15 protein-coding genes are annotated in these 13,125 nt (G+C 60.6%); all 15 read right to left on the bottom strand.

Features of this window, described 5'->3' with window-relative positions; genetic code table 11:
* Positions 1-468 (bottom strand): 1,2-phenylacetyl-CoA epoxidase subunit PaaD, encoded by a 468-nt coding sequence (gene paaD / locus Q0M35_RS06585; protein WP_295313420.1) that lies wholly within the window; start codon positions 466-468, stop codon positions 1-3.
* Complete coding sequence (paaC, locus tag Q0M35_RS06590; RefSeq protein ID WP_295313435.1) at positions 462-1,184, bottom strand: 1,2-phenylacetyl-CoA epoxidase subunit PaaC; 723 nt, start codon at positions 1,182-1,184, stop codon at positions 462-464. The genes paaD and paaC overlap by 7 nt, the downstream gene beginning before the upstream one ends.
* A 29-nt stretch (positions 1,185-1,213) precedes the next feature.
* On the bottom strand, positions 1,214-1,498 hold the full coding sequence (gene paaB, locus Q0M35_RS06595) for a 1,2-phenylacetyl-CoA epoxidase subunit PaaB (protein WP_169639023.1): 285 nt from the start codon (positions 1,496-1,498) through the stop codon (positions 1,214-1,216).
* Positions 1,499-1,502: 4 nt separating this feature from the next.
* The gene (gene paaA / locus Q0M35_RS06600; protein ID WP_295313421.1) at positions 1,503-2,495 is read right to left on the bottom strand and encodes a 1,2-phenylacetyl-CoA epoxidase subunit PaaA; all 993 of its coding nucleotides are present in this window, start codon (positions 2,493-2,495) and stop codon (positions 1,503-1,505) included.
* 3 nt (positions 2,496-2,498) lie between these two features.
* Positions 2,499-3,701 carry a 3-oxoadipyl-CoA thiolase gene (gene pcaF, locus Q0M35_RS06605; RefSeq protein WP_295313422.1) on the bottom strand — a complete coding sequence of 401 codons (1,203 nt, stop codon included), beginning with the start codon at positions 3,699-3,701 and terminating at the stop codon, positions 2,499-2,501.
* A 96-nt stretch (positions 3,702-3,797) separates the two neighbouring features.
* Positions 3,798-4,520 carry a hypothetical protein gene (locus Q0M35_RS06610; RefSeq protein ID WP_295313423.1) on the bottom strand — a complete coding sequence of 241 codons (723 nt, stop codon included), beginning with the start codon at positions 4,518-4,520 and terminating at the stop codon, positions 3,798-3,800.
* A 209-nt stretch (positions 4,521-4,729) separates the two neighbouring features.
* Entirely contained in the window at positions 4,730-5,863 is a 1,134-nt protein-coding gene (locus Q0M35_RS06615; RefSeq protein WP_295313424.1) for a Gfo/Idh/MocA family oxidoreductase, read from the bottom strand.
* Positions 5,864-5,866: 3 nt separating this feature from the next.
* Complete coding sequence (locus tag Q0M35_RS06620; RefSeq protein ID WP_295313425.1) at positions 5,867-6,919, bottom strand: sugar phosphate isomerase/epimerase; 1,053 nt, start codon at positions 6,917-6,919, stop codon at positions 5,867-5,869.
* Between the two features lie 30 nt (positions 6,920-6,949).
* Complete coding sequence (locus tag Q0M35_RS06625; protein WP_295313426.1) at positions 6,950-8,005, bottom strand: LacI family DNA-binding transcriptional regulator; 1,056 nt, start codon at positions 8,003-8,005, stop codon at positions 6,950-6,952.
* A 12-nt stretch (positions 8,006-8,017) separates the two neighbouring features.
* Positions 8,018-9,649 carry a dihydroxyacetone kinase subunit DhaK gene (locus tag Q0M35_RS06630; protein WP_295313427.1) on the bottom strand — a complete coding sequence of 544 codons (1,632 nt, stop codon included), beginning with the start codon at positions 9,647-9,649 and terminating at the stop codon, positions 8,018-8,020.
* A gap of 14 nt (positions 9,650-9,663) precedes the next feature.
* The gene (locus Q0M35_RS06635; RefSeq protein ID WP_295313428.1) at positions 9,664-10,659 is read right to left on the bottom strand and encodes an ABC transporter ATP-binding protein; all 996 of its coding nucleotides are present in this window, start codon (positions 10,657-10,659) and stop codon (positions 9,664-9,666) included.
* A complete protein-coding gene (locus tag Q0M35_RS06640) occupies positions 10,652-11,749 on the bottom strand; it encodes an ABC transporter ATP-binding protein (protein ID WP_295313429.1) in 1,098 nt (365 codons plus the stop codon). Before Q0M35_RS06640 ends, Q0M35_RS06635 begins: the two co-directional genes overlap by 8 nt.
* Positions 11,749-12,165, bottom strand: a complete 417-nt coding sequence (locus Q0M35_RS06645) for a GFA family protein (protein WP_295313430.1) — start codon at positions 12,163-12,165, stop codon at positions 11,749-11,751. The genes Q0M35_RS06640 and Q0M35_RS06645 overlap by 1 nt, the downstream gene beginning before the upstream one ends.
* Before the next feature lie 4 nt (positions 12,166-12,169).
* Positions 12,170-12,358 carry a hypothetical protein gene (locus Q0M35_RS06650; protein WP_295313431.1) on the bottom strand — a complete coding sequence of 63 codons (189 nt, stop codon included), beginning with the start codon at positions 12,356-12,358 and terminating at the stop codon, positions 12,170-12,172.
* A 73-nt stretch (positions 12,359-12,431) separates the two neighbouring features.
* Positions 12,432-13,125: carbohydrate ABC transporter permease (locus Q0M35_RS06655; protein WP_295313432.1), on the bottom strand; the 694-nt coding region annotated here is incomplete at its 5' end.

Consider the following 13,125-nt stretch of genomic DNA (forward strand, 5'->3'; position numbering starts at 1 on the left):
TCAGATACACTTGAAGTAATCAAAAGGCTCAAGACACGCGCGGCATCGCCACTGCGCTTTGCAGGGGGTCGAGCCGAACTGGCTGATCCGCTCAAGGTTTTCAGAACGGCATTGCGGACACCGCGCCGGGCCACCGGCCGGCTGTGGTGGTGCAATGCCATAGGCTTCGAGCTGTTCCCGCCCGCGTCCGGTGATCCAGTCTGTTGTCCAGGCGGGCGAAAGCTGCGTTTTCAGGCGCAGCTTTTCAATACCCCGCGCGCGCAGCGCCGTTTCGATGTCGAGGTTAATTATGCGCGTCGCAGGGCAGCCCGAATAGGTCGGCGTGACGGTGACCTCGAGCGTTTCGCCCTGCCAGGCCACATCGCGGATCACGCCCAGGTCCACGAGGCTGAGCACAGGAATTTCGGGATCGGGCACCGCCCGCAGCCAGTCGAAAACAGTCTCTGTTGAAGGTTTTTCGGTTACCATGTCGCGTCCGGATAGGCGCGTTGCAGCCACTGCATCTGCGTCAGCAGATGCCCCAGATGTTCCGAATGACGCTTGCCCGTTTTGCCGCCTCTGTGAGCGAAATCGCTTTCCGGCGGGGTCAGGGTCGCGTTGGTCAGCACGTCCGTTACCTTTTCATCAAAAGCCGGGCGCAGGCTGGCGGGGTCCGGCGCAATGCCGGCGCTGGTCATCGCTTTATCCACGTCATCGCCGGTGAACATCTCGCCGACGAAGGGCCAGAGCCGGTCAAGTGCGGTCTGCATCCGGGCGTGGCTCTCGTCGGTGCCGTCGCCGAGGCCGATGACGGTATCGGAGGCACGCTCCAGATGATACGTGACTTCTTTGAGGGACTTTTCAGCGATGGCCGCTATGCCGTCATGTGTACTTTCGCAGAGCGCCGAAAGGCAGGCCCGGTGCCAGGCATCAAAAAGAAACTGCCGCATGATAGTCCGGCCGAAATCGCCGTTGGGCTGTTCGACCAGAAGCAGGTTACGGAACTCCCGCACGTCCCGGCGGAAGGCCAGCGCATCTGCATCGCGGCCGGCGCCTTCGACCTCACCGGCGAGGTTCAGCCAGAGGGTTGTCTGCCCGATCAGATCAAGCGCCGTATTTGCGAGGGCGATGTCCTCTTCGAGCACAGGTGCCACGCCGCACCACTCCGACACCCGGTGGCCCAGCACCAGTGTATTGTCACCCATGCGGCAGAGGAATTCGAAAAGCGGGTCGCTCACATTGCACCTGCATCATCGGGGATATCGAAAAAACCGGGGTGCCGGTACACCTTGTCATTCGCGGGCTCATAGAACGGGCCCTTGTCGCCGGGTGACGAGGCCGCGATCTGCCTGGCCTCGACGACCCAGATGCTCACGCCTTCATTGCGGCGGGTATACACGTCACGGGCGTTTTTGATCGCTCCTTCCGCGTCTGCCGCATGCAGAGATCCGACGTGCCGGTGGCTGAGACCGTGCTGGCCACGGATGAAAACTTCCCACAGGGGCCATTCGTTCTGCATGTCTCTACTCCGCTGCCACGGCCCGGGATTTTTTCTTTTCCGCATGGGCCAGCAGACCCTCGCGGACCCAGGCGCCGTCGTCCCAGGCCTTGTTGCGCGCCTCCATCCTGTCGGCTGAACAGGGACCGTTGCCGGCAAGCACTTCGAAAAACTCATCCCAGTCTGGTTCGGAAAAGTCGTAGTGGCCGCGCTCTTCGTTCCATTTCAGGTCCGCATCCGGAACCGTCAGGCCGAGAAATTCCGCCTGGGGTACTGTCTGATCGACGAACTTCTGACGCAGCTCGTCATTGGTGTTCATCTTGATTTTCCACGCCATGTTCTGAGCGGAATGCACCGAGTTTTCATCGGACGGGCCGAACATCATCAGCGACGGATACCAGAAGCGGTCCAGCGCATCCTGCGCCATGGCGCGCTGTTCTTTCGTGCCGTTCGCCATCTTCATCATGATGTCAAAGCCCTGACGCTGGTGAAAGGATTCCTCTTTGCAGATCCGGACCATGGCGCGCGCATAGGGGCCGTAAGATGTGCGCTGCAACGGCACCTGGTTCATGATCGCGGCACCATCGACCAGCCAGCCGACAGCCCCCATATCCGCCCATGTCAGGGTCGGATAATTAAAGATCGAGCTGTATTTCATTTTGCCCGAAAGCAGATCGCGGGTCAGTTCATCGCGGCTCACGCCCAGCGTTTCTGCGGCACAATAAAGATAGAGACCGTGGCCCGCTTCGTCCTGCACCTTGGCCAGCAGAATGGCTTTGCGTTCCAGAGTTGGTGCGCGGGTGATCCAGTTACCTTCGGGCAACTGACCCACGATCTCGGAATGGGCGTGCTGTCCGATCTGGCGAATCAGCGTTCTGCGGTAGCCTTCGGGCATCCAGTCGCGCGGCTCGATCTTGCCGCCGGCGTCGATGCGTTCCTGAAAAGCGCGCTCCTGCGGATCCATTTCCTCAGGGGTCTTCACCTTACTGCCAGTCGATCTGATCATCTGTGCATACATATCTCACACCCTCTCCAGAATAAGTGCCACGCCCTGACCTACGCCCACGCACATGGTGCAGAGCGCATAACGCCCGCCGGTCCGCCGCAACTGATACGCGGCTGTCATCGCAAGGCGCGCGCCCGACATGCCCAGAGGATGACCCATTGCAATCGCGCCGCCCTGCGCATTCACATGCGGTGCATCATCTGCAACGCCAAGGGCACGCAGCGTGGCGAGCCCCTGAGCCGCAAAAGCTTCGTTAAGTTCAATCACATCCATCTGCCCGATGCTGAGACCGGTGCGCGCAAGCAGCTTTTCGCAGGCCGGTACCGGGCCGATACCCATAATGCGCGGTGCCACTCCTGCGGCCGTCATTCCGACAATCCGCGCCATCGGCGTCAGCCCGTAGTCCCTCACTGCAGCATCCCCCGCGATCAGCATCGCTGCGGCACCATCGTTCACGCCCGATGCATTCCCCGCCGTTACTGTGAGATCCGGGCCATTAATACCGCGCAGTTTGCTGAGCTTTTCAAGGCTCGTCTCCGGGCGCGGATGTTCGTCTTCGGTCACCGTCACCGGATCGCTCCGGCGCTGCGGGATCACCACAGGACAGATTTCATCTTCGAAGGCCCCTGCCCGATGCGCTGCGGCATAGCGTTCCTGACTGCGCGCGGCGAAGGCGTCCTGATCCGCACGGCTGATGCCGTAGTCTTTGGCCACATTATCCGCGGTCTCGGGCATCGAATGGGTGCCGTACTCCTGTTTCATCGCGGGGTTCACAAATCGCCAGCCGATCGTCGTGTCATAGAGTGCTGCCGAGCGTGAGAAAGCGCTGTCGGATTTTGGCATGACGAAAGGCGCGCGACTCATGCTTTCGACTCCGCCGGCGATTGCCATGTCCATGTCGCCCGCCCGGATGGCGCGCGACACTGTGCCGACCGCATCCAGACCCGACGCGCAGAGCCGGTTCAGCGTGATCCCGGGCACATCGACGGGCAGACCCGCCAGCAATGCTGCCATGCGGGCCACGTTCCGGTTATCTTCGCCGGCCTGGTTGGCGCACCCGAGTACGACATCATCGAGACGCGCCCAGTCAAGGCCTGGGTTGCGCGCAATCAGCGCCCGGACCGGTGCTGCGGCCAGGTCATCGGCGCGCACAGCGGACAGAGCACCGCCATAACGTCCGACGGGTGTGCGCTGCGCGTCACAGATATATGCCTGCATCAGGTCCTCCGGTTGCGCGCCATATTAGGCCGCCGTGCGATTCGGTTCAATCAAAACGTTACCGTTTTTGGCCTGCGAGATATTTTTCGTAACGTATCAGGCTGATCTGCTGCTATCGTCTTTCTGATGCGCCGCCCCGGACATCGCGCGCAGCGTGTCCGGCGCTTTCCCGGTGGTGGCTGCGGGGTTCTGCGGCCAGGTATCATGTACTCCGCTGCGTGGCGCATTTTCGCACCTGGCGAGGGCCTTACGGATGTCGCCAACCGCCTGCTGCACCCCGCGGCATATTCCGATCAGACGATCCACCCGCCCGGCGTTATCAGTGCAGAAAAGATCGGTCTGCTGCGCGGTCTCAAACATCGAGACGAGGTTCTGTACCTGCAGATCAGCGAGACTGGAGAAAAAGCGGATGTCATCGCGCATCTGCCGGTGTTTTTCGGCCTGCACGTTATTCCGGATCTGGAAAGCCACTCCGATAACGCGATCACCACTGCCAGGCATCGGAACATGCTGTAATGACATATCCCATAACCGCGTGCCTTCCGGTGTGGGCAGGATCTGCTCAAACCGGATGTCTGCACGGGCATTTGCGCAGGCCATGCATTGCGATCTGACCGAAGCCGCGCCACCCGCCGTGTCATCCGCCCAGCATACCCCGTTATCTGTGGCCGCATCCGGGCCGACCGCCGTTTCAAAGGTATTGTTCACACACAAGATCCGGAACGGCGCACCGCGTGCCGGTCTTTCGGCGGCAAACACCGGAAAACGAAACTGGTTAAACAATGCCAGCAGATCGTCGGCGGAATTCTTCTGGAACATCGGCCCTCTCTGTATCTGAGAAGCCCATGGTGTCGGAATATAGCTGTCAGTTCCTTACCGGAACTATCGCAACTTTAGTAAAACTCCACGCAATTAAACCCCGCCTTCGGCAATTTATAATTTTTCTCAGTGGGTTACCCTATACTTCGCGGGTGCGGGCTGGACGGCGTAAACAGTCTGTTGATGGCCGCGCCGGCCCATTTCTACCCTCAGATGTTGATCCATGCCGCGTTCTTTGCCGAAGAGCGCACACAGGCGTCCACAAACTCCATACCGCGCAGACCATCTTCTATCGTCGGATATGTCACATCCGGATCGGGTGTTTTTCCATCGCGCCGCGCGATGATCGCCTGTGCTGCTTCGGAGTAGATATTGGCGAACCCTTCAAGATATCCCTCCGGGTGGCCGGGCGGGATACGGCTCATGCGGGCCGCGGCGTCGCCGGCACCCGGGCCGTTCCGCGTGATCAGCCGCGTGGGTTCTCCCAGCGGAGTGAACCAGAGCCTGTTCGGATCCTCCTGCGCCCATTCCATCCCCCCGCTCTCGCCGTAAACCCGCAGACGCAGCGCGTTTTCATTGCCGGGCGCCACCTGGCTGGACCAGAGCATGCCGCGCGCGCCACCGTTAAACCGCAGCATCACATGCGCGTTGTCATCCAGCCTGCGACCGGGCACGAAAGCCTGCAGATCCGCCGCGAGGCTTTCCACGGTCAGCCCGGTTACAAAGCACGCGAGGTTGTGGGCATGTGTGCCAATGTCTCCGGTCGAGCCACCGGCGCCGGATCGCTCCGGATCGGTGCGCCAGGCCGCCTGTTTGAAATCCTGTTCCTCGCTCAGCCAGTCCTGCGGATACTCGACCTGCACAACCCGGATTTTCCCGATCTCGCCTGCCGCAATCATCGCACGTGCCTGGCGTACCATCGGGTATCCGGTGTAATTATGCGTCAGAACAAACAGCGCATCGGATTTCTCTGCCGCTTTGACAAGCTTGCGCGCATCCGCGAGCGTCGAGGTCAGCGGCTTGTCGCAGATAACGTGAATGCCACGCTTAAGAAACTCCCGCGCGGCGGCGTAATGCACGTGGTTAGGCGTGACAATCGCCACGGCTTCAATCCCGTTTTTCAGCCGCGCCTCACGGATTGCCATCTCCCTGAAGTCACCATAGATGCGGTCTGCGGGCAGACCGAGCGCCTGACCTGAGGCCTGTGATTTCTCCGGCGTGGAGGACAGAGCCCCGGCAACCAGTTCATAATGGTCATCGATGCGCGACGCGATGCGATGCACGGCTCCGATGAAAGCATCGTTGCCGCCGCCAACCATACCTAAGCGTATGCGATTACTCATGGCTCATATCCCCAGCATTTTGCGGTTTGCGGCCTCGTCCGTGCCACCATCCGCAAAATCGTCAAAGGCACGTTCGGTCACGCGGATGATGTGATCGCTGACAAACTGCGCACCCTCACGCGCGCCATCCTCCGGGTGTTTAAGGCAGCATTCCCACTCGACCACAGCCCAGCCGTCAAAATCATTGGCGGCCATTTTCGAAAAGACGGCGGCAAAATCCACCTGCCCGTCGCCAAGGCTGCGGAACCGTCCCGCGCGATCGACCCAGGACTGATAGCCCCCGTAAACGCCCTGCCGGCCGGTTGGATTGAACTCGGCATCCTTGACGTGGAACATTTTGATCCGATCTTTGTAGATTTCGATATTATCGAGGTAGTCCATGCACTGCAGTACGTAATGCGACGGGTCATAAAGCATGTTGCAGCGATTGTGATTATCCACGCGCTCAAGGAACATCTCAAAGGTCACACCGTCGTGCAGATCTTCGCCCGGGTGGATTTCGTAGCAGATGTTCACGTCGTTCTCTTCGGCATGTTCAAGGAGCGGCCGCCAGCGTTTCGCGAGCTCATCAAAGGCTGTCTCAACCAGACCTGCGGGCCGCTGTGGCCAGGGATAGAGGTAGGGCCAGGCGAGCGCACCCGAGAAGGTCACGTGATCTTTTATTCCGAGGTTGGCAGATGCGCTGATCGCTTTCTTCACCTGACTCACCGCCCATTCCTGGCGTGCTTTAGGATTGCCGTGCACCTTAGGGTCGGCAAAGCCGTCAAAGCCCGCGTCATAGGCCGGGTGCACGGCAACGAGCTGCCCCTGCAGGTGGGTAGAGAGTTCGGTGACTTCAATGCCGTTCTCCGCAGCTTCGCCTTTGAAGGTGTCACAGTAATCTTTGCTGGTCGCCGCCTTGTCGAGATCAAAAAGACGCGCGTCCCAGCTGGGGACCTGAACGCCCTTGTAGCCACAACCGGCAGCCCATTTTGTGATCGCGTCCCAAGAATTGAAAGGGGCGTCGTTGCCTGCGAACTGCGCCAGAAACAGTGCCGGTCCTTTGATCGTTTTCATGTGGTTTCCTCCCGTTGAACTGCGCCCGGGTCAGGGCGGCAGGTTGTCTTTCAGATAAATATCGATGCGGATACGTTCCTGCGCGGTATCGATCGGGGTGTTGTCTGTGGCGGCCCGCATGATCCGGATCGCCGAGCGCACGAGGTGGCCCGCGTCCTGGCTGATCACGGCGTCGAATATGCCCGATCCCAGGGCCGCGCGCGAGAGCGGCGTGAGTTCATGTGCGACGATGACCGGCGCGGGATCGGGCGCGTTTCGTTGCAGATGACGGATCAGCCCGGCGTTGCCTGCCGCAGAAGAATAAATACCGACGATATCGGGCGTGCGTGCAAGAGCGTCGGGCAGCAACCGCTCGATCAGGTCCGGATCGTCCCGGCCTTCCAGTGAGGCCAGAACTGTGAGGTGCGGAAAATCGCGCGACATGACCTCATCGAACCCGAGACGGCGTTCCAGATGGTCCCGCGCCAGCATTGATCCTGTTAGCACCAGCACGTTGCCGGTCCGTGGCGACAGAAAACGCCCCATCAGCCGCCCTGCCGTGCGCCCGGCCGCAATGTTATCCACGCCGACATAGGTGTTGCGATCCGAACTGGGAATGTCGGATACCAGCGAGACCACGGCGACCCCCGCGCGCCGGAGCCTGCCGATACTGTCGCGCACCGAGGGCGTTTCCGGACCAAAAACAGCGACCCCGTCCAGCCCGCTGGTATCGACAGAATTGATCGCCTCGGCGAGCGCCATCGGATCAAAGGCGGGCACCCGGATCAGCGAAATCTGAGTGCGATCCCGCCTGAGGCCAAAAGACTGCCCGACGATATGCTTTTCCAGCAGCGACAAAAACTCATTGTCGGTGGCCGGCAGGATAAAGAGAAAGCGATACACCCGACCGCGCGCCAGATTGGCCGCTGCGGTGTCGCGCACATAACCGAGATCGGCGATGGCCTTGTTGACCTTTTCGACGGTAATTTTGCGCACGCCCGGCCGCTCGTTCAGAACCCGGTCCACGGTTGCAAGGCTGACCTCGGCCACGCGCGCAATGTCGTTGACCGTGGGTTTCAGCGGATTATTCTCGCGACCTGCTTTCATGAGCGCGCCGGGTTATCCTTTCATTGCGGCGGCGAGGCCCTCAAAGAGACGCGCAACGGCCTCCGCACCCGGATCATTGTGGCCGATCAGGTTCTCTTCGGGCACATAAGACGCGCGTCCTGCTTTGGCGCGGCCCATCTTTGCCGTACCATCCGCACCCGTACGGGCAGCTTGAGCCGCCGCCTCAATACCATCCGGCATGGCAGTCAGCGCCGGATGCAAAGCGTCTATCATCGTGCGGTCACCGGTTGTCGCCCCGCCCACCTCGCTGATGCGTTCGAGACCTTTCAGCAGCGCCTCGTGGGTCGGGTGTCCGTTGGCGCAGGCATCCCCGGTGGCCCCGAAAAAGATCGCGAGGATCACGCCGGAGGAGCCGCCCATGGTCTGGCTGAGTTCATTGCCAACTGCACGGAAAAGCTGCGTGAGATCGGCCAGCGGCATACGGTCCATCGATCCCTTGAGCGCCTTTGCGGCGGTGGCGAGCGTGCTGCCGGTATCCCCGTCGCCGGATTTCGCATCGAGCTTATTCAGATCATCTTCGGCGGTGATGAGCAGATCACAGCACTTCTCGATCAGGCTGCGGACGCGCGGATTCTCCGATGGAATAGGTTTGATCGGGCTCAGACCGTCGGGCAGTGGCTTAACCTTGCCTGCGCCCAGCGTGTTCATCCCGGGCCAGGCGGCCAGCGGTACGGGCCGTGCCAGACCGGCCTCTGTCGCGGCATCAAGCGGCAGAACAGAAACCGAAAATCCGTGCATATCAAGAGAGGTCATCATAGGCGCGGGGCCGATCACCGCTTTGATCCCGGCAGCATGGGTGGAAGTCGCCAGTGCGTGGGTCAGCACCGCCATTTCGAGCGGCGTGGTGCCTCCGAGATTATTCAGGAGTGCCACACATTCTTTGCCATCAATATGTCCGGCAAGCTTGCTGAGCACCATTTCCATGGCTTTTTCGGCGTTCTCAAAGTCGACCTGTTGCACACCGGCCTCGCCGTGGATACCCAGACCAAGCTCTGCCATGCCGGCGGCGATCCGGTCTTCGCGCGCAGAGCCTGGCACTGTGCAGGTATCGAGCGACATTCCGATGGACGCGGTGCTGGCCACGACCTTTTCGGCGGCGGCGGATACAGTGGCGAGACCGGCGCCGTCCTCGGCCAGCGCGCCGGCGATTTTGTGCACAAAAAGGGTGCCGGCGACACCGCGCGCCTGAGGGAGGTCAGGCAGCGCGATATCGTCGTCCACGATGACCATCGCGACCTTCAGACCATACGCACGCGCACGTTCCGCGGCGAGGCCGAAGTTGAGACGATCTCCGGTGTAGTTTTTGACGATCAGCAGACATCCAGCCTCGCCCGTAACGGCGAGAATACCTGCAAGCACCGCGTCGACGGAGGGTGAGGCAAACACCTCGCCGCAAACCGCCGCAGTCAGCATGCCCTCGCCGACAAATCCGGCATGGGCGGGCTCGTGCCCCGAACCGCCGCCCGAGATCAGGGCCACGCGCGATTTGTCCCAGTCACTGCGGCAGACAACCTTGATATGCGGGTATCCGTCAAGCCGGCATAGCGCGCCACCGGAACCTGCGAGAACCCCGTCGATCGCGTCGGTGACCAGGGCGTCTTTGGTGTTGATGAACTGTGCCATGGTTGTCTCTCCCTTCAGTAAATGCGGTTGCCTTCGGCGTCGAAACACAGCGGATCGCGTGGCGCGATGCGCACCTGATTTCCCGGCGTATATCTGGCGTGCGGATCGGCGAGCGTAGTGATGTCATGCCCGTCAAGGTTCAGGTGCAGGCGGGTGTGATCGCCGAGACGTTCGACGCGGCCCACGGTGGCCTCGCGGCCTGTCCCCTGCTCGACATGTTCAGGACGCAGCCCGATCCGGTGGGCGCCGCGCGGCGCCGCCCCAAAAAGATCACCGGGCAGGATATTGATCCGCGGCAGTCCGAGGCGCGAGGCGACATAGACAGAATTCGGGTTCTCGTAAATATCGCGCGGGGTGCCGAACTGCACCAGACGCCCTTCGTTCAGAACGCCCACGTGAGTGGCCATGGTCATCGCCTCGATCTGGTCGTGGGTCACATATAAAATGGTGGCCCCGAGGCTTGCCTGAATGCGTTTCAGCTCGATCCTGAGATCGGTGCGCAGCTTGGCGTCGAGCGATGAAAGCGGCTCATCCATCAGATAGACCTGCGGCTCACGCACGAGTGCGCGACCGATCGACACCCGCTGCATCTCACCACCCGAGAGAGCCGTCGCCTTGTTGTCGAGCTTGTGTGCGATCTGCAGAACGTTTGCCACCTCGTTCACCTTGCGGGTAATCTCGTCTCCGGGCGTTTTCAGGATCGGGGACTTGAGCGGGAACTCCAGGTTTTCGCGCACGGTGAGGTGCGGATAAAGCGAATACTGCTGGAACACCATCGCCACGTCGCGCTGTGCCGGTGTCTCTTCGCGCAGGACGCGGCCGCCAATGCTGATCTCGCCGGCGTCGAGCGTTTCCAGCCCTGAAATCAGGCGCAGCGTGGTGGTTTTGCCGGCGCCCGTTGGCCCGAGCAGCACAACAAAAGCACCGTCCGGAATCGTCATGTCGATGTCTTCAACACCAACCGTGTCACCAAAGGATTTAGAGACGCCTTTCAAAATAACCTCAGCCATGGGCAAGCACCTCGTCGTTGAGCTCCGAGCGCAGGGCGCGGCCGGTTTTTTCGTCGAAAAGCGTCACGGTGGCAGCGTCGAACCCGAGGCCCACCTTTTCTCCAACGCTGGCAGATTTCCCCGCGGGGACACGCGCCTTAAGTTCGCCGTTGGGGGTGGTCATCGTGATGATCTGCGTGGTGCCGAGGTATTCGGTGGCAATGATTTCCCCGCGGTAGTCGCCGCTGTCACTGAGCTCGATATGCTCTGGCCGCACACCAAAGACGAGCTTGCCTGACGCTCCCTGCATCTGTCGCGGGACGCCCAGCATTCTGCCATCCATCTCGATGCTTTGAGCGCCTTCGGCGACCTGGCCGTCGAAGCTGAGAAAGTTCATCGAGGGAGAGCCGATGAAATCCGCAACGAACATCGTGGCCGGCATGTCATAGATGTCCTGAGGCTTTCCGAACTGTTCGACCACGGCGTTGTTCATCACAACGATTTTGTCACCCATCTGCATTGCTTCGAGCTGATCGTGGGTCACGTAAACGGTGGTCGCCCCCATGCGGTCATGCAGGGCGCGGAGCTCTTCGGACATGTGTTCCCGGAATTCCGCATCAAGTGCGCCAAGAGGTTCATCCATCATGAAAGCCTTGGGATCGCGCACGATGGCGCGCCCGAGCGCCACTCGCTGCCGGTCACCGCCCGACAGCCCTCCGACCGGCTTTTTGAGAATGTTCTCAATGCCAAGGATCTGTGCGACTTCGTCGATCTTCGCTTTGACGGCGGCGCGTTTCATGCCCTGGCTGATCAGTGGATAGCTGAGATTTTTGTAGACATTCATATGCGGATAAAGCGCGAACATCTGGAAAACAAAGGCGATATCGCGCTGGCTCGGCGGGCGCTGGCTGATCTCTTCTCCGTCGAGGTAAATCTCACCGCTGGTCGGCAGCTCCAGCCCCGCGATCATGCGCAGTGTGGTTGTCTTGCCGCAGCCGGAGGGGCCGAGCAGCATGAAAAACTCGCCGTCCTCGATGGTGAAGGAGCTTTCCCTGACCGCGACGAAATCGCCGAATTCCTTGCGGACGTTCTTGATGATGATCTGCGCCATTATGTGCCCTGCCGGTCAAGGGTTTCAACTGTCCGGATACGATCAACCCAACCTGGGCGCAGAGATGCCCAATAGGCTTTGGCGGGTTCCAGGAAGTCGCCGTCAGCGAACGCGCCACCGGCCACGCCGATCAGTCCGGGAAAGACATCCATCGTCCACCACAAGGTAGTGCCGCAGGTCGGACAAAACCGATGCAGCGCTTGCCGTCCATCCTGACAATCGCGTACCCATTCCGTTGCAGCACCACGGGTCACGATCTGATCTTCGGTCCAATAGGCCGAAAGGCTGATGCCGGAGCCTGTTCGGCTCTGGCAACTGCGGCAGGAGCAAAGCATCGCCCGTTCCGGCGCACCGGTCGTTCTGACCGAAAGCGCGCCACAGCCGCAAGTCGCCGTTCTCAGGGGTTGATCGGTCATGGCGTCACTCCCGGAAATGGCTGACAATGATAAACATCACGGTGCCGATGAGCGTGGTGATGAAGGAATAGGTATAGGCCCACATCACGAAAGGCTGCATCAGCATCACGACGCCGAGCGCGATGATAATGGTTGCCAGCATTTCCCAGGGCCCGCGTTTGAGACGCATCAGACCGGTCAGAAAATTGCTCATGCTGTTCCCTCCGTCCAGGGCTTCAGTGCGTGTGCACATCTTGTGCGCAGGATCTGGTAGCGCTGCACCCGGCTCATTTGCGGACCGCTCCGAATGTAATCCCGCGCAGCAGATGTTTGCGCAGCAGGATGGTGAAGATCATCACTGGCAGCAGGAAGATGGTGGCGCCGGCGGCGACGGCGGGCCAGTCGAGGCCGCCCACACCGATGATGGTGGGGATGAAGGGCGGGGCGGTCTGTGCCGTGCCGGATGTGAGCAGCACCGCGAAAGCGTATTCGTTCCAGGCAAAGATCAGGCAGAAGATCGCGGTGGAAGCGATCCCGGTCGCCGCCTGGGGAAGCACGACTTTGTAGAAGGCCTGGAACCTGGTGTAGCCGTCGATAAGTGCGGCTTCCTCGTATTCGCGGGGGATCTCGTCGATGAACCCCTTGAGAAGCCAGACGGCGAGCGAAATATTAACCGCTGTATAAAGCAGGATCATGCCCAGATGGGTGTCAGACAAACCAAGCTGGCGGTACATCAGAAAGATCGGGATCGCGACCGCGATGGGGGGCATCATCCTCGTACTGAGAATGAAGAAGAGTAAATCATCGGCCAGCGGTATTTTGAACCTGGAAAAGGCATAGGCGGCGAGGGTGCCCAGAAAGATACTGAGGAAAGTCGACCCGAAGCCGATGATCACCGAATTAAGGAAGCGTTCGCCAAATTTTGAAGGACCGGCGATGACCATATCGTACTGGCGCACGATGTCTTCATACCAGGTCTCG

The organism is Roseobacter sp., assembly GCF_024639605.1.
Classification (GTDB): domain Bacteria; phylum Pseudomonadota; class Alphaproteobacteria; order Rhodobacterales; family Rhodobacteraceae; genus Roseobacter.